Origin of the sequence: Citrobacter sp. RHBSTW-00017 (genome assembly GCF_013797615.1) — a bacterium.
Classification (GTDB): Bacteria; Pseudomonadota; Gammaproteobacteria; order Enterobacterales; family Enterobacteriaceae; genus Citrobacter; species Citrobacter braakii.
The window spans coordinates 2,269,855-2,287,199 of record NZ_CP056899.1 but is presented as its reverse complement, the minus strand read 5'-3'; the positions used below and the strand labels follow the sequence as shown (position 1 = coordinate 2,287,199).

Annotated in this window: 11 protein-coding genes and 3 pseudogenes; 10 read left to right on the top strand and 4 right to left on the bottom strand. The window is 50.7% G+C overall.

Features of this window, described 5'->3' with window-relative positions:
* The first annotated feature begins 37 nt into the window (after positions 1-37).
* The 7 genes from HV037_RS11080 (at position 38) to HV037_RS24575 (ending at position 10,430) form a co-directional block, all read left to right on the top strand.
* Entirely contained in the window at positions 38-658 is a 621-nt protein-coding gene (locus tag HV037_RS11080) for a flavodoxin (RefSeq protein WP_221774855.1), read from the top strand.
* Positions 659-709: 51 nt separating this feature from the next.
* Positions 710-1,357: a DUF4405 domain-containing protein gene (locus HV037_RS11075; RefSeq protein WP_181500334.1), complete on the top strand. Its 648-nt coding sequence runs from the start codon at positions 710-712 to the stop codon at positions 1,355-1,357.
* A 107-nt stretch (positions 1,358-1,464) separates the two neighbouring features.
* Positions 1,465-1,944 carry a cupin domain-containing protein gene (locus HV037_RS11070; protein ID WP_181500333.1) on the top strand — a complete coding sequence of 160 codons (480 nt, stop codon included), beginning with the start codon at positions 1,465-1,467 and terminating at the stop codon, positions 1,942-1,944.
* A complete protein-coding gene (locus HV037_RS11065; RefSeq protein ID WP_047358267.1) occupies positions 1,922-2,683 on the top strand; it encodes a carboxymuconolactone decarboxylase family protein in 762 nt (253 codons plus the stop codon). The genes HV037_RS11070 and HV037_RS11065 overlap by 23 nt, the downstream gene beginning before the upstream one ends.
* A gap of 135 nt (positions 2,684-2,818) precedes the next feature.
* Positions 2,819-3,883 (top strand): alpha/beta fold hydrolase, encoded by a 1,065-nt coding sequence (locus HV037_RS11060; RefSeq protein ID WP_181500332.1) that lies wholly within the window; start codon positions 2,819-2,821, stop codon positions 3,881-3,883.
* Between the two features lie 636 nt (positions 3,884-4,519).
* Positions 4,520-7,375, top strand: a complete 2,856-nt coding sequence (locus HV037_RS24580) for a DUF4011 domain-containing protein (protein WP_249414973.1) — start codon at positions 4,520-4,522, stop codon at positions 7,373-7,375.
* Positions 7,376-7,580: 205 nt separating this feature from the next.
* Entirely contained in the window at positions 7,581-10,430 is a 2,850-nt protein-coding gene (locus HV037_RS24575; RefSeq protein ID WP_249414972.1) for a DUF3320 domain-containing protein, read from the top strand.
* Here the strand turns inward: HV037_RS24575 and HV037_RS11050 are convergent.
* The 4 genes and pseudogenes from HV037_RS11050 to HV037_RS11035 all read right to left on the bottom strand — a co-directional run.
* Positions 10,427-11,634 (bottom strand): IS3 family transposase gene (locus HV037_RS11050; RefSeq protein WP_117086587.1). Its coding sequence is split into 2 segments (ribosomal slippage): positions 10,427-11,313 and positions 11,313-11,634, totalling 1,209 coding nucleotides; the frame shifts between segments, so codons are not numbered across the junction. The genes HV037_RS24575 and HV037_RS11050 overlap by 4 nt on opposite strands.
* A gap of 90 nt (positions 11,635-11,724) precedes the next feature.
* Positions 11,725-12,513, bottom strand: a pseudogene (locus HV037_RS11045) (IS3 family transposase); the annotation flags it as partial.
* A 12-nt stretch (positions 12,514-12,525) separates the two neighbouring features.
* Entirely contained in the window at positions 12,526-13,677 is a 1,152-nt protein-coding gene (locus tag HV037_RS11040; protein WP_001254932.1) for an IS30-like element IS30 family transposase, read from the bottom strand.
* Positions 13,678-13,741: 64 nt separating this feature from the next.
* A pseudogene (locus HV037_RS11035) lies at positions 13,742-13,990 on the bottom strand (transposase); the annotation flags it as partial.
* Positions 13,991-14,132: 142 nt separating this feature from the next.
* Between HV037_RS11035 and HV037_RS11030 the strand changes: the two are divergent.
* The 3 genes and pseudogenes from HV037_RS11030 to HV037_RS11020 form a co-directional block, all read left to right on the top strand.
* A pseudogene (locus HV037_RS11030) lies at positions 14,133-14,612 on the top strand (aldo/keto reductase); the annotation flags it as partial.
* 59 nt (positions 14,613-14,671) lie between these two features.
* Positions 14,672-14,992: a hypothetical protein gene (locus HV037_RS11025; protein ID WP_249414971.1), complete on the top strand. Its 321-nt coding sequence runs from the start codon at positions 14,672-14,674 to the stop codon at positions 14,990-14,992.
* Between the two features lie 55 nt (positions 14,993-15,047).
* Positions 15,048-17,333, top strand: coding sequence for a fimbria/pilus outer membrane usher protein (locus HV037_RS11020; RefSeq protein WP_181500331.1), 2,286 nt, complete (start codon positions 15,048-15,050; stop codon positions 17,331-17,333).
* Positions 17,334-17,345 lie beyond the last annotated feature (12 nt).

The window sequence follows — 17,345 nt, the reverse complement described above, 5'->3', positions numbered from 1 at the left end:
AGTGAGAATGAAAAAGGTATTTAGCGGGTTTCTGGCGATGATGGTCATGGGGCTTCTGGGGCAGCCCGCGTTCGCATCAGAGGATTCATCCGCGCACGCCCGCACGCTGATTATCTACTTTTCACAACCAGAGGAGATGAAACCTGGTGCCGTGGATGGTTTTTCCGGGGCCAGCGTATTACAAAAAAATACGCCAGAGACCGGCAGCACGCAGTTTATTGCGCAACTTATTCAGAAGCAGACTCACGGCGACCTGTTTCGCATTGAAACCGCCACTCCCTACCCTCGCCAGCATGATGCACTTTTGCGCGTTGCCGAAAAGGAACAGCAAACGAAAGCCAGACCCTCGCTAAAAACGCCGCTCCCTGACCTGAGCGATTACGACACCATTTACGTCGGCTACCCCATCTGGTGGTATACCATGCCAATGGTGATATACAGCCTCTTTGAGCAAAATGACTTTGCAGGCAAAACGGTCGTTCCCTTTACCACCCATGGTGGCAGCAGGTTAGCCGACTCCCTGCGAGAAATTGCTCGCATGCAGCCACAGGCCAAATTAGTCACTCGTGCGCTCGCGATCTCGCGCAACGATATTTCAGCTCCTGACGTACCCGCGCAGGTTGAGCAATGGGTAAAACAAGTCCAGCCACAGCGTTAATCCATCGACATGAAGAAAATTTATATTTTCCAGGTCATGCAGGATGCGCTGATGACGTTACTTCTGTTGGTATTGATGGGATTTCACCTTCACGGTGAAATCGTGCATGAATGGGCGGGTATTATTTTTACGCTGCTCATCATGCTGCATTTATATCTTAACCGGCATCGCTTGTGGTCACTGTCGCCCAATATTCCGTTAACCATGCTGGTAGTTAACAGAATCATTAATGCAGTGACATTCGTTGTCATTCTGACCGCGATTGTCTCGGGCATGATGCTGTCCCGACATATCCTTCTGGACCTGGCGTTCCACAACCCGGCGAGCGGGGTCAGGAAAGTACACATGACGTTGGTCCACTGGGGAATGCTCATTCTGGCGCTGCATATCGGGTTGCACTGGAAAATGCTGGCAACCTTTTTCTGCCGGGTCCTGAACATCTCCAGCAATTCATTCTTTGCAAATGTCATGATGCCAGGAGTTTTTTCGCTAATCGCACTACTGGGATTGTACGAATTACTGAACCAGGACTATCTCGATTATTTGTTGATAAAGGTCGATTTCTCCTTTTTCGATTACGATGAATCTGCCCTACTTTTTTATCTACGCTACCTGGCCATTATTGTTTTATTTTCATTAATTACACGGTTTTCGCTTTGGGGCCTTATTTTTAGAAAAGACAAAGCAGCGTCACCATAATAAGGGTTAACTGACAGAATTGTCAGGCTGGCGTCAGTCTGACGACATCTCCCCCTGATTAGAATCATTGCAGACCCTCTCCATCATTGTAGATAAGGACGCTTTGCATGATCAGACATTTACGTTACCTCGGGCTGTTACTGCCCCTCTTTACGTTTTCATCCTGGGCGGCGGAGCAAAATCCCGCTGTCCATATCGCCACCGCCGGAAGCCAGAATGCGGTGTACGGGGCAGCAGAGAACTTTACCGGTCGCGTCCGGGTTGATCCTCTCTTCAAACCAGATAACGAAATTAGCGTTTCCGGGGCTTATGTCACCTTTGAGCCAAGTGCTCGTTCCGCCTGGCATACTCATCCGGCAGGGCAGCGGCTGATTGTGACCTCGGGAATTGGGCTTACCCAACAAGAAGGCCAGCCGGTGCAGGTCATCCGCGCTGGCGACGTTGTCTCTTGCCCGGCGGGCGTCAAACACTGGCACGGGGCGGCCCCCGGCAGCGCAATGACGCACCTGGCGATAACCGGGATTGTGGATGGCAAAAGCGTTAACTGGATGGAGAAAGTGACAGATGAACAATACCACGCCCATTAAGGCATTAACGGCAGCGGTACTGCTGACCTTTGGTTTGGGTCTCACGGCACATGCTGCGCCCGTCAATAAAGGAGCCTCAGAAATGAACCACGAACAAACGGTTTCAGATACGCTGTCAGCTCGCCAGCAAGCCATCCCGTTGATTGCGGCATCAATGGCCAGCAGTCAGATGGATAAGCTGAATGCGGCACTGAATCAGGGGCTTGATGCAGGACTCACGATAAACGAGACCAAAGAGATTCTCGTCCAGCTCTATGCCTATACGGGATTTCCCCGTAGCCTGAACGCGCTGAATGAACTGATGAAAGTCGTCGAAGCACGTAAACAACGTGGCGTTGAAGACGTTGAAGGTAAAGAGCCGGTCGCCGCCATCCCTGTCGGAGATGAGCTTCGCCGTGTCGGTACCGCAAACCAGACTAAAATCTCCGGCGCCCCCGTCCAGGGACCTCTGTTTGATTTTGCCCCGGTCATTAATCAATTCCTACAAACGCATCTGTTCGGCGACATTTTCGCCCGCGATAACCTCGACTGGCAAAGCCGCGAGCTGGCAACGGTTGGCGCATTAGCCGCCACGCCGGGCGTTGAAGCTCAGCTGTTATCGCATACGCGAGCCAGCATGCGAGTCGGCCTGACGGCAGCGCAACTGCGCCAACTGGCACAAGTTCTTCGTGAAAATGGCGAAGAAGATGCGGCTACGCGGGCGGAACAGGCGCTGCAACGGGCGTTAGCAAACAGTTAGGCGTTGGTTTGAGACGATACGGTGCTAATCCTCCGCATTCATGAGTCTGCCAAATAAGGGCAATCAAAGGTGCTAAATAATTCACGCTGACAACTCAGATATGATTGAACGGCAAACATAACAGAGGATGTAATCTTGAAAACTGTCTTAAAAACGCTGGCCATCTGCGCGATGGCGGGTGGCATGGTGGCTCAGTCGGTATACGCCGAGCCGCTGGTCATTCAGGAACAGGGAAGCTTTTCTGCTGGTGGCACTATCATCACCGCACCAGGGAAATTTGACGCGAAAACGCCGCTGGACTCTGCGGGTCAAACCTGGCATGGCGATCATGCGTCTGTGTTCTACCAAATTCCGGAAAATCCGCATAAATACCCTATCGTCATGCTGCACGGCGCAGGTCAGTTCTCCCGCACCTGGGAAACCACCCCGGATGGTCGCGAAGGATTCCAGAACATATTCCTGCGTCGTGGATTCTCAACTTATCTTGTCGATCAGCCCCGCCGGGGCAGCGCCGGGCGCACGACGGTAGAAGGTACGGTTACGCCTAAACCGGATGAACAGATGTGGTTTAACCAGTTCCGCGTTGGCGTGTGGCCAGAGTATTTTAAGGGCGTTCAGTTTTCTCACGACAAAGAAGCCCTGAATCAGTATTTCCGTCAGATGACCCCAAATACCGGGCCGTTTGATATCAATGTTATCTCCGATGCGATGTCCGCCGTCGTGGATAAATCCGGCCCGGCTATCCTTTTCACCCACTCCCAGGGTGGCGGACCAGGCTGGTACACGGCGATGAAAAATGACAAGGTCAAAGCCATTGTCGCCTTCGAGCCTGGTAGCAGCTTTGTCTTCCCGGAGAAAGAGCTCCCTGCCCCAATGCCAAGCGCGTTCGACACGCTGAAGGGTGAACCGGTGCCGATGGAGCAGTTTATGGCACTGACTAAAATTCCGATTCTGATTATTTACGGCGATAACATCCCTGATAAACCTGTCGCCATGCCCGCGCAAGACAGCTGGCGCGTGCGTCTGGCAATGGCTCGCGAGTGGCGTGACGTGGTGAATAAGCATGGCGGAGATGTCACTGTGACGCATCTGCCTGAGGAAGGAATCAAAGGGAATACCCACTTCCCGTTCTCTGATTTAAATAATGTGCAGATTGCTGATATGGTGAGTAAATTCCTGGAGGAAAAAGTTCTACAATAGGAAGAGCTAGTATTGAGCCTTCATTATTGAGGGCTCAATACAATCATCAGTTATATCAAAAAAAATAAAATGGGAACGTGACGGTCTGTTTTGAGCGAATAGCGGAAGTTCACAGTTTGACAAAGGTATGATTAAAATAGTGCCTTGCTCAACAACAGGGAACAGGTCAAGAGATATATTCAATTGTTATCTAGGAATTTTTCAAAATATTATATCGAACATCATCTTTTCTTGTTTTTTTTTGTTGTTCATCGTTACAAGTGAATCGAGGGATGAAAGAAAAAAATATATTTATCAAAAACATAAATCTTTCTGAAATTGCTATCCCACCTCAGATTACTGGGCTGACCTAATCTATAGATCAAGTTCGCGTTATACTTTAATGTTAGCAAAATACTAAGATGATTCTTAGGGACGACCTCTTGACGGTAGAGGAAGCGTGCATTGATTTTTACAATCACTACCTTTCGCCCCCAACCTAATCCGCGAATGATGCTTTCTGTACTTGCGCGCCTGTTCTGATACTCGCCGCCAGAGCAATCAAATTGCTGATGCTTTCTGCCTGTTCAATGCGTCTCCTATCGTCAGCACTACTGTGCATATTTGAGTGATTTCCTCTTAAGGAGAACTAGTTTCATGGGTATAAAAGCGCAGGTGAGTATCGCGCACAAGCTGGGGTTCACATCACACCAGAATGCAGTTCCGCTGTTACGTGAGCTCATCTTGCATAATGAGTCCGAAGAGACATTTCAGGATCTGACGCTGCATCTGCGGACCGCGCCAGCCGTGCTCGAAGATAAAAAATGGAATATCGACCGCCTGCTTCCCGGTACTTCACTGGATATCAGGGATCGGGATGTCAAACTTAATGCCAAATGGCTCGCCGAACTGACCGAAAGCGTACTCTGCGAAGTCACCATAAGTTTGTGCCAGGGTGAGGAAGAAATCTTCATTACTCATTATTCGCTTGAGGCACTTGCGAAAAATGAATGGGGCGGCAGCGCAATGATTGAATTGCTCCCTTCATTTATCATTCCTAATGATCCGGCGGTAGATCGTGTACTCAAGGCAGCCTCTGATGTCCTTCGCCGTGCAGGCAAGAATGACGCTCTTGATGGTTATGAAAGCAAGTCGAGAACTCGTGTCTGGGAAATTACCTCAGCTCTCTGGACTGCTGTCTGCAACCTCAATATCAGTTATGCCCTTCCCCCAGCCAGCTTTGAACGGAATGGCCAGAAAATTCGCACACCAGGCATCATTCTGGAAGGTAAAGTCGCGACCTGTCTGGATACAACCTTATTATTTGCTTCAGCACTGGAACAGATTGGTTTGAATTCACTGCTAATGCTCAGTGAAGGTCATGCGTTTGCTGGCGTCTGGTTACAACCACAGGAATTTTCGCAGCTAGTGACAGAAGACGTCTCTGCGGTGCGCAAACGTGTCGACCTAAAAGAAATGGTCGTATTTGAGACAACTCTCGCGACCAGAGCCCACCCGCCTTCATTTACTCAGGCATCTGATGAAGCGTTAAAGTATCTTAACGAGGATGTTTTTCACGCAGCCATTGATTCGCGTCGCGCGCGGATGCAGAAAATTCGGCCACTGGCTTTGGGTGTCACTCGCCTTGAAGAACAGCCTGATGCTGAGGAGGTTATTTCTCATGGGTTTGAGGACGCACCCTCTCTCCCTGATGTTGACATTGATATTGAAACAGCTGGCGAAAAAGAAGCTGGGGGCCGGCTTGTACAATGGCAACGAAAACTTCTGGACTTAACCACCCGTAACCGCCTGTTACACCTGCCTGAAAGCGCTAAAGGCATTCGTTTGATCTGTGCGAATCCGGGCCATCTTGAAGATAAGCTAGCTGAAGGCAAACGCATTCGCATTGTCCCGCTCCCTGATCTAGAGAGTGGAGGCCGCGATGCCGAACTTTATCAGCAGCTCACAAACGAGAACCTGCGGGAAGAATACGCCCAGATTGCGCTGGAACGCGGTGAAGTCGTCTCCGCAATGGAAAAATACCGCCTCGAGTCATCCCTAATCGACCTCTATCGAAAATCGAAAAGTGATTTGGAGGAAGGTGGTGCCAACACTCTTTTCCTCGCTGTGGGCTTCCTTAAATGGAAAAAATCCGCTGATGATCCCAAAAGTTACTCAGCTCCACTGATACTACTGCCGATTCAGCTTGACCGTAAAAGTGTACTTTCGGGCGTGTCCATGCGTTTGCTGGAAGAAGAGCCCCGCTTCAACCTTACTCTGCTTGAACTGCTACATAATGACTTTGCTCTGACAATTAACGGCCTCGATGGCGATCTGCCCACCGATGAAAGTGGTGTTGATGTGGATGGCATCTGGAATATGGTACGGCGTGCTGTGCGCGACATACCCGGTTTCGAAGTCACCCGTGATGTCGTGATTGGCACATTCTCTTTTGCCAAATATCTGATGTGGAAAGATCTAATCGATCGGGCACCTCAGTTGATGCAAAGTGCGCTGGTAAAGTATCTCATCGAACGCGGCCAGGACAATGCCGTTCTGGATAAGAGCGGAGAAGTCATCAACGTTGAGGAACTCGATGACAACGTCAATACGCAGGATCTTTTCCTACCGCTGCCTGCAGATTCCTCGCAAATCGCCGCCGTTGTAGCCTCTGCAAAAGGGAGGGATTTTGTTCTGGATGGCCCCCCCGGTACCGGTAAGTCGCAAACCATAGCCAATATGATCGCGCATAATCTTGCGCTGGGAAGACGCGTACTTTTTGTTGCTGAGAAGAAAGCGGCACTGGATGTGGTCTATCGCAGGCTTGAGGCTCAGGGACTCGGTGAATTTTGTCTGGAACTGCACTCGAGCAAAACGTCCAAGATGGATTTTCTGAAACAGCTAGAGCGGGCATGGGATGCGCGTGATCTACTGACCACCTCGGAGTGGAAGGAAGAAGCGGCCAAGGTGCAGCACCTGCGAGACAAACTCAATGAGGTTGTCCGTTTGCTCCATCTGCGCTGGCCAAATGGCTTAACGCTCCATCAGGCAATGGGCACGGTTATCAGGGATGCAAGTAGCGCCACGCCGCACTTTAGCTGGCCTGCATCGACTTTGCATTCTTCTTCAGAGATGACTCAGTTCAGAGAGATAGTAAAACGTCTGGAGCTGAACCGTGATACCTGGAAACAGCACGGCGATCATTTTGACCTCATCACGCAGGCTGACTGGACCAATGGGTGGCAGTCTTCTCTCATTGCTGCAGCGAATTCATTGCCTGCAATCATCGATCACCTTGAAAACGCCACCGAGGAATTACTGAAGGTGACGGGAGTTACTCTGGACTCTACTGAGCCCGAGAGACTGTCGCAACTAACTTCATTCTGTGAATTATTGACGGAAGCTTACGGCATTGATCTGAATTTCATGTTCGCACCGGATGCCACAAGCCGTATAGAGTCAGCGAATAAAGCCGTTCACCTCCTGAAAGAGATTGAAGTGACCAAAGGCTAATCTGTCAGTTACCTACCCTGGTAACAGCTGGCAGTACGTTAATGCTCCGCAGATCAGAAACGCACTTGACGTCGCTGACAAAAAATTCTGGTTCTTTGCGACCAGTGCCCGCAAGAAAGTCATTGGTGAAGTTATCCGACAATACTCGCTAACGTCAGCTCCCGACTTATCCGTTGATCTCCCCATTGCTGAAACTCTGCAGACATTGCTGCAACGTCTGACCGAGCTTAACTCTGTCACTTTATCCCTGCCGGGTTGGGCTGGGCTGGATACCAACGTTGCACAGTTGCAGACCACCCTGGAACTTGCAGAATCTATCCGCAATTCGCTTGGTGGTTTTGCTTCTTCGCCACAGCAGTTGGTCGAGATCCGCACTGCTGTAAAAAATCTGATTATTGATGCCAATGACCTTCTCGGTTCGCAGGGTGTTATCTCCGCCCTGACTCGGAAACTGCGCACAGCAATCGCCAATTTCAATGATGCACAGGTTAGCTTCTGCAATCTGATAAAACCAGCTGAGGACAAACCATCGCTCCCGGCACTGCGTGACTGCGCACTCAATATCCTGCAACATCAGTCTGCTCTTAAAGCCTGGAGTGACTGGAGCCGTGTACGTGAGGAAGCGATTTCACATGGCCTGCAGCCAGTTATCAACGCGCTGATCCATCTTAACTCAGGAGAAATAAGCGCTGCAGAGATTTTTGAAACTGCCTATTGCCGCTGGTTTGCATCGTGGATGATCGATTCAGAGCCGCTGCTGCACAATTTTGTGCCGGCTGAGCACATGAGTGATATTGAAGCTTACCGTGCTCAAACCGATCGTCTGGCCAAACTGACAGTACGCTATATCCGTGCTCGTTTATGTGGCGTCATTCCTGCAAAAAATGAGGTCAGCAAGCAGAGTGGTTTTGCACTGCTTAAACATGAACTACAGAAACCCCGTCGTCATAAACCGGTACGCCAGATGGCAGCCGAAATGGGCGATGCCATGGCCAAACTTGCCCCCTGCATGCTGATGAGTCCGCTTTCAGTCGCCCAGTTCCTGCCCTCCGACCAAGCCTTGTTTGATCTGGTGATTTTCGATGAGGCATCGCAGATTGCCCCGTGGGATGCTATCGGCACCATGGCGCGTGGCAAACAGGTGGTAATCGCCGGTGATCCCCGCCAGATGCCGCCAACCAGCTTCTTTAATCGTGCAGCTAATGACACGGACGATGATACTGAAGAAGATATGGAAAGCATTCTGGATGAGTGTCTTGCTGCCGGCCTGTATAACCACAGCCTGAGCTGGCATTACCGGAGCCGTCATGAAAGCCTGATTACCTTCTCCAACCATCGCTACTATGACAGCAACCTGATTACGTTCCCCGCTTCCGAAACAAAGCAAAGTGCTGTCCAGTGGTGCAAGGTTACAGGCGTCTACTCTAAAGGGAAAGGACGTCATAATCAGGTCGAGGCAGAAGCGATCGTCGCTGAAACGGTGAAGCGACTGACTGATAAAGAGTTCGTTGCATCAGGCAGATCGATAGGCATTATCACGCTGAATACTGAACAGCAAAAGCTAGTCAGCGATCTGCTGGACCGTGCCAGACAGCATCACCCTGAAATTGAACCCTTCTTCCAGTCTGAACTGGAAGAACCTGTTGTGGTTAAAAACCTCGAAACGGTTCAGGGGGATGAACGCGATTTGATCATAATTAGCATCGGGTACGGCCCGACTGAGCCGGGCGCAAATACAATGTCGATGAATTTTGGCCCGCTTAATCGCGAGGGAGGCTGGCGCCGGCTGAATGTTGCCGTCACACGTGCGCGACAGGAAATGATGGTCTTCAGCTCGTTCGATCCTTCCTTCATCGACCTTAATCGGACCAGCGCCCGCGCGGTTGCTGACCTCAAACACTTTATTGAGTTTGCCCAGCGCGGCCCTGAAGCTCTTTCTCAGGCAGTACGTGGGTCTGTAGGCGGTTATGACTCACCGTTTGAAGAGGCAGTAGCAAATGGTCTGAGGAGAAAAGGCTGGCATGTTGTCCCGCAAATTGGCGTATCCCGTTTCCGTATTGATTTGGGGATCGTTCATCCGGATAAGCCTGGCGACTATCTTGTCGGTGTTGAATGTGACGGTGCCACTTACCATAGCGCAGCAACAGCACGCGATCGCGATAAAGTCCGCAGCGCTATCCTACAGGGCCTGGGCTGGAAATTACTGCGCCTCTGGTCAACTGAATGGTGGATTGATAAAGAAGGTGCACTCGACAGGCTGGATACAGCAATAAATCGCCTGCTGGAGGAATCCAGAGCAGCGGAAGCCGCACTGATTGCTGAAGCAGAAAAACAAAAGCAGATTACGCCAGTCATCGGTCATGTAACCAATGATGCCAGTGAAGACATACTGGTATCTGAAATTACACCTGTCGCTAATGATGAAGAAATATCCACGTCAGTAAACCCTATCATCACGCCTCCCGCCGAAGTAAGCGAAGATGATGGTGGCACTGAGTTGAAGTATGCATCTACAGCTTCTCAGAATAACAACAAGCCAGCGCATGCCGGTAAGTATGTCGTTAACGATCTTCAGGAATGGCACGACAGGACAGATGCAGAACAATTCTATATCGCTGAATATGATGAGACACTTAAAACCCTCATTGAAGCTGTGGTAACAAGTGAATCACCCGTTCTGGATACAACGCTTGTGCAACGCATCGCACGTATACACGGCTTCACTCGCGCTGGCAGACTGATACGTGAACGCGTAATGGAAATTGTGGATCAACACTATCACCTTGCAGCCGATCACTCAGGTGAAAACTTCGTCTGGCTGTCCGCTGAGCAACGTGCTGACTGGAATGCGTTTCGTTTGCCTGCCACGGATAACGACATTCGCCAGGTTGACGCGATTCCTAGTGAGGAATTACGCGCACTGGCGCTGAGTATTAAAGGTGACAATAAGATACAGGAAATGACCCGCTCGCTTGGAATTAAGCGCCTGACCAGTCAGGCAAAAAAAAGGATTGTGATCTTGACCCTCCATCTCCGAACAGCTTTTGTATCTTAAGTTAACGATGTCCGCTGCCGCCGGTATTCCCTCGGGGAGTGATATCCCAGCGCGCTGTGCGGGTGGTTTTCATTGTAATGCGTGAACGCTACTGCAAGGTTTCGCAGTGCTGTTCTCACATCCGGTTTTGGCATGAACGCGATATAGTCTTCTTTCATCGTTTTCACGAACCGTTCGGCCATGCCATTACTCTGCGGGCTGCTCACCGCTGTTGTGCAGGGCTCCAGATTCAGCTCTCTCGCGAACCTCCGCGTTTCATACGCGGTATACGCTGAACCGTTATCCGTCAGCCACTGCACCGCTGTGTCGGGCAACCTGTCGCCGAAGCGCTTTTCCACCGACCTCAGCATCACATCCTGCACGGTCGAACTGTCATAGCCTCCCGTGCTTGCTGCCCAGTCTATGGCCTCACGGTCGCAGCAGTCCAGCGCGAACGTTACCCGCAGTTTTTCGCCGTTGTCGCAGCCGAACTCGAAGCCATCTGAACACCAGCGCATATCGCTTTCTGCCACCGCTATCTTGCCCTTATGTTCACGCTTCGGTCGCTCTGGTTTGTGATGCAACAACAACAGGTTATGCTCACGCATTATCCTGTAAAGCCGTTTGGCATTCACAGGTAGCTGTCCCTCTGTGCGACGTTGCTTGCGCAGGATGCCCCACACGCGTCGATAACCATAACTCGGCATATCGCTGATAATGTTGAGGATAGCCGACAGTATTTCTGCGTCTGCTTCTTCATTACGCCGGTTACAGCGCCTGTCCTGCCAGTCGGCAGAACGGTTAATCCGCAGTGACAGTTGCGCACGCGACACGCCCATGGTCCGGCAGACCATGGCTATTCCCCGTCCTTTGGCAACAAGGGCGCGTGCGCTATCCATTTTCGCGACTGACCGTACTCCACGGCTTCTTTCAGGATCTCAACTTCCATCGTCTTCTTGCCCAGAAGGCGCTGAAGCTCCCGGACCTGCTTCAGAGCAGCAGTAAGCTCAGAAGCAGGAACGACTTCCTCTCCAGCCGCAACGGCGGTGAGGCTGCCTTCCTGATATTGCTTCTTCCACTTAAACAGCAGGCTGGGCTGGATACCATGCAGGCGGGCGACATGGGAGACATTCATACCCGGCTCCATCGTCTGCTGGATAATGGCGATCTTCTCCTGAGGAGTTTTACGTTTACGGACTTCTTGCCCTAACAGGATCCCGGTCATCTCAAAATTGGCGTTAGTGTTAGACATATATTCAAGCCTATCTCTTATCTGGAGATACAGCTACTGTCCGGTGTTTCAGGGGGCTACATCATCAAAAATATCGCTGCGGGCTTCCTCCCGCGTTCCGTAGATCTTTTTCTTTATCCGTTCGCGTTTCAACAACTGGAAAAAGCTTTCTGCAACCGCATTATCGTGGCAGTTACCGCGACGGCTCATGCTGCCCTCCAGTCCGTGTGATTTCAGGAACGACTGCCACTCATGGCTTGTGTACTGACTGCCCTGATCCGAATGAACCAGCACCTGTTTTTGGGGATTACGCCGCCATACAGCCATCAGCAGTGCGTTCAGGACAATGTCCTTTGTCATCCGGGATTGCATGGACCAGCCGATAATTTTGCGTGAGAACAGATCAACAACCACAGCAAGATACAGCCAGCCTTCGTGGGTCCTGATATAGGTTATGTCGGTTACCCAACGCTCATCCGGAGCATCCGGATTGAACTGTCGCTGGAGCCTGTTGGGCGACACGATACTGGCCTCGCCTTTACGTGCCCACGGGCTCCGGTATCCGACCTGAGCCTTTATCCCGACACGTTTCATCAGTCGCCAGACTCTGTTGACTCCGCACTGTTGCCCGCTGTCCCGCAGATCCAGATGGATCTTGCGATAACCATAGACGCATCCCGATTCCAGCCAGAACTGTTTAATCTGTCTTGTCAGTCTCAGGTCTGCCCGATGGCGTTGTGAATGCGGCTGCTGAAGCCATGCGTAAAAGCCACTGGGATGAACATCCAGCACCCGACAGAGCAGGCGAACAGGCCAGCAACGGGCGTTGTCACGCATAAAGGCGTACCTCAGTCGGACAGTTTTGCGAAGTACGCCGCTGTAGATTCAATCTGTCAATGCAACACCCCTTTCAATTATCTCTTTCGGTGTTTTGAACTTCAGTGTCTTTCTCGGTCTGTTGTTTAGCTGAGCAGCAACCAGATCTAGTTCATGTTGAGTATATTGGGCAAGACATGTCTTTTTAGGAAAGTACTGCCGAATTAGCCCATTTGTGTTCTCATTTGTTCCCCGCTGCCAAGGACTCTGAGGATCGCAGAAGTAAACTTTAACGCCGGTGCTGACAGTAAATTCTAGATGTCTGGCCAGTTCCATTCCTCTGTCCCATGTCAGTGATTTTCTGAGTTCTGACGGTAAACTCAGGAATTTGTCGGTAAGAGCCTGATTTACTGAGACAGAATCTTTGCCCCTGAGTCTAAGGATGATCGTATAACGTGATTTTCGGTCTACAAGTGTGGCTATATGAGAGTTTTTTGTACCTGAGACTAAATCGCCCTCCCAATGCCCCAGAGAGCGTCTGTTATCGATATTTCGGGAACGTTCGTGAATTGGTGTTCCGTTCACTATGTTAATCGTACCTCTTTCGCCTTTGCGGGTATGACGCCTGCCATGGCGAAGGCTATGCGACCGTCGCAGATGCTGTATATTCAGGTGGTGTAGCGCTTCACGGCTACGAAAGTACAGCGTTTTATAAATTGTCTCAGGTGATATTCGCAGCGTTTTTTGACGTGGTTTTGTTCGCCTTAACCATCCTGATATTTGCTCTGGAGACCATTTCATCTCCAGCTTTTCCAGAACAAGCTTTCGCAATGGTAAATTTTGATCCAGTAAGCACGGTTTTGGCCTTTTCGCCATTCTGTTGGCTCGGTTATTAGCATCAACAGCTTTGTAATAGCGTCTGCCCCGATTACGCTGAACTTCACGTGAGATCGTCGAAGGACTGCGATTCAGCGCAGTAGCTATCGCACGAATGCTCATTTTGGCTGACAAACCAGCTCGTATCTCCTCGCGCTCAGACAGTGTCAGGTGAGCTACAGCCCGCTTACGCTCATGGGGTTTTATGCCGCCAGTATCCCTTAACATAGTGAAGATCGTTCCGGGTTTTGAACCCAGGATATTCGCTATTTCACTGAAGCCTGTTCCGTTCTTCCATAGTTCAAAAACAGAGGCTTTTTCCTCTGCTGTAAATGTTCGTCTCATTCAAAAAACCTCCGCAACCCCATGTTTTCACATAACTGTTGCGTTGACCAATTGAATCTACAGCGGCTTTTTTTAATATGTCCCGTTCGTCAGTAACCCGCTTCAGCTCTTTCTGGAGACGGCGGATCTCGGTCTGAGCATCTGACTGTTCTTTATGAGTGGAGGAATCCGGCCCGTACTTCTTTATCCAGGCGTAAAGGCTGTGGGTGGTGATATCGAGACGTGTTGCAACGCTGGAAACAGAATAACCACGATCAACAACCTGTTTGACTGCTTCAATTTTAAACTCTTCGGGATAACGCTTACCGCTCATGGGCACCTCTCTTTAAGCCATCTTAAATGACTCTGAGGTGTCTGTTAAACCCGTGTCGATTCACCCTAGCTAATTACCCCATCTAATCGAATAAATAACTTTGCGTTATGCTTTTCCTCGACAACAGCCAAAGGATAACGTCATGCAAACTGTAAAACTGAACAACGGTATTGAAATGCCCCTGCTGGGCTTTGGTGTGTTTCAAATGTCTGATGCCGCTGAATGCGAAAGAGCCGTGATTGATGCCATCGACACGGGATACCGCCTGATCGATACCGCCGCGTCTTACCAGAATGAAACCCAGGTTGGGAACGCTCTGAAACAAAGCGGTATCGCCCGTAACGAACTCTTTGTAACGACCAAGCTGTGGCTGCAGGATACTCATTACGAAGGCGCTAAAGCCCAGTTCGAACGCTCCCTGAATCGTCTGCAACTTGATTATGTTGACCTGTATCTGATTCACCAGCCTTACGGTGATGTCCATGGGGCATGGCGTGCCATGGAAGAATTACAACAGGCAGGAAAAATTCGCGCCATTGGCGTCAGCAACTTCCATCCTGACAGACTGGCCGACCTTATCGCCTTCAACAACGTTGCCCCTGCGGTAAACCAGATTGAAGTTATCGGTTATCGATAGATGAGTTACCGCCTGCAAAAGTAGAAAAAAATAAGCTTCAGTTTGTGCTGCATTATTCCGTCCCCGTTTTCATTCAACCAACATCAGCGGCGCAAACGCAGGCAAAATTGCAATGGAAATTACAACAGCTTGATGGCAAAAAATTTATTGAAGTGAGTAACCAGGGAAATGGGCATGCACAATTATCTGCTGCAACATTTATAAGCCCTGACGGTGCTAAAAAAGTTATTACGCCCGGACTGTTAGGCTACGTTTTACCCGGCTCAACAATGCGCTGGATAGTCTCCCCGTCGGCCAGTAATACTCATGATGGCGGGAAAGTTGAAGTCACAATCAATGGCCAAAAAACAGTACAAGATCTGTAACAGATCCTGGCTTCTGGTGAAATATTGCTTTCTCAATGGAGTATTAATATCGGGAATGGTTTGCGCACAAACGCTGAATAATAACCAGAACGAAGATGGTGTTATTAATGGCGCAGCGCAGCTCGTGGGGGTCAATTTGTATCTCGACGTCACCTTAAATGGGAATCCCCTTGGGCTGGTGCATTTGGGTTACGATAATGGAAAGCTCTATGCTGGGGCAGATACCCTGCGAAAAATGGGCTTTCGCTTTGCGCCTGACGCCACTCACGCCGTCTGCCTGAACGATATCCCCGAGCTAACGATTGACTATAACGTTCAGTTGCAAACGCTTTCGCTTACTGCGCCACTCAGTTCACTCGATCTTGCGACCACGCAGCTTAACTCCCCCGTAGAGACCGCGCCGACGGCGACAACATCACGCGGAGGGCTGCTCAATTACGATATCTATACCCAACAGGGGGATGAAAGCGCAATAAATACCTTCAGCGAACTACGCGCTTTCAATGCTGCAGGCGTGCTCAGCACCACCCAGTTGACGCAGTATTCCACCGAGGAAAATGCGGATAACAGCGTTGAGCGACTCGATACCAGCTGGCGTACGTCATTTCCCGAAACGATGCTGGCGGTAACCGTTGGCGATACCCTGACCAGTTCACTTATCTGGTCCCGGCCGACGCGTATCGGCGGCATTCAGATAGGAACCGATTTTGGTTTGCGGCCCTATATGCCAACCACCCCGCTCCCTGCATATCTTGGCTCCGCGACGTTGCCGTCAAACGTTGAGCTGTACGTCGACGGCGTCAGGTACTACAACGGAGAAGTCCCCGCGGGTAGCTTTCAGATCAACACAATGCCGAACATCAGCGGCGCGGGAACGGGTCAGGTAATGATGACGGATGCGCTGGGCAGAACGAGCGTACAAAATTTTTCGTTCTACAACGATCAGCAACTCCTGCGGGAAGGATTAACTGCCTGGTCTGCAGAACTGGGTACAGTGCGCGAAAACTATGGTTACTCCTCTTTTGATTATGCCAGCGCACCGGTACTGAGCAGTACATGGCGTCGGGGGTTTAGCAATACGTTCACCGCCGGGACTCACGCTGAAACCAGCGATGGACTGATTAACGCGGGCTTCAGTAACGACTGGATCCCAGGCACCCGCAGCGGCACGTTTTCGACCTCAGTTGCCGCAAGTACCGACTCAGGAAAGAACGGTTTTCTGTACAGTTTTGGTTATCGTTGGTCCGGCGAACGGTTTAATTTCAGTACCAGTACGACGGCCACTTCCGGCGATTATCGTGATGTCGCCACCCATTATGGCGAGCCGCCACCGACGCTTAACAGCAATACGGTCATTGGCTATTCGCTGGAAGCTGCCGGTAATGTCAGCCTGAGTTACCTGCAGTTTCGTTATCCGCACGAAAATGCGGTGCGCTACGCCAACGCCAGCTGGTTCAAATCGATTACCGACAACATTTCACTGAATGCCGGATTCAACCAAAACATCGACGATAACCGCGATCGCAGTCTCTATTTGATGGTGACAATGACCACTGATAATAATCTAAGTGCCAGCAGCACCCTACAACACACCAATGATGAGACCGGCTACCAGCTCAACGCCAGCCTGACGCCTCCTGCCGACGGCGGCTGGGGCTGGAATCTGGCCGCCAGTCAGCAGGCTTCCCGGCAAAGCGGTCAGGGAGAAGTGGGATATCTGGGGCGTTATGGTAAAGCGTACGCGGGATTCAGCCGTTTACCGGATAACCATTACGGCTACGCAGGCGCCACCGGATCGCTTGTTACCATGGGAGGCGGCCTGTTTGCAGCACGTGAAATCAACAATGGCTTTGCCGTCGTATCAACTGACGGCGTTCCTGACGTCCCGATTAAATTACAAAATAACCTGATTGGTCGCAGCGACGACCAGGGGCTATTGCTGGTCACGCCGCTGAACAGTTATCAAAAAAACCTGATCAGTATTGACCCAATGGATCTCCCCGCCAATATGCGGATCGCGCGCGTTGAGGCGAATGCAACGCCTGCCGATCGTTCCGGTACATTGGTTAGCTTTGGCATTACCCCGGTACGCGCTGCGCAGGTCATCCTCGTCGACAATCAGGGTAAACCCATTCCCGAAGGCAGCATGGCATACGCTATCAACGAAACAGGACAATCGTCTGTCGTTGGTTTTGATGGGATGACCTGGTTCGACACGCTGGAACAGCACAACGCGCTACGCGTTGAGACAGACACCGGCAGTTGTCGCGTGCAATTTGACTATCCCGCTTCCGCAAAAGGGATTGTGCAAATAGGTCCACTGGTTTGCCGGCCACACTAACAGGAGTGCGCT

Excerpts from the sequence above, each read along its gene's own strand:
- HV037_RS11080 (WP_221774855.1), top strand. The coding sequence starts at position 38 with ATGATGGTCATGGGGCTTCTGGGGCAGCCCGCGTTCGCATCAGAGGAT.
- HV037_RS11075 (WP_181500334.1), top strand. The coding sequence starts at position 710 with ATGACGTTACTTCTGTTGGTATTGATGGGATTTCACCTTCACGGTGAA.
- HV037_RS11070 (WP_181500333.1), top strand. The coding sequence starts at position 1,465 with ATGATCAGACATTTACGTTACCTCGGGCTGTTACTGCCCCTCTTTACG.
- HV037_RS11065 (WP_047358267.1), top strand. The coding sequence starts at position 1,922 with ATGAACAATACCACGCCCATTAAGGCATTAACGGCAGCGGTACTGCTG.
- HV037_RS24580 (WP_249414973.1), top strand. The coding sequence starts at position 4,520 with ATGGGTATAAAAGCGCAGGTGAGTATCGCGCACAAGCTGGGGTTCACA.
- HV037_RS11040 (WP_001254932.1), bottom strand. The coding sequence starts at position 13,677 with ATGAGACGAACATTTACAGCAGAGGAAAAAGCCTCTGTTTTTGAACTA.
- HV037_RS11020 (WP_181500331.1), top strand. The coding sequence starts at position 15,048 with ATGGTTTGCGCACAAACGCTGAATAATAACCAGAACGAAGATGGTGTT.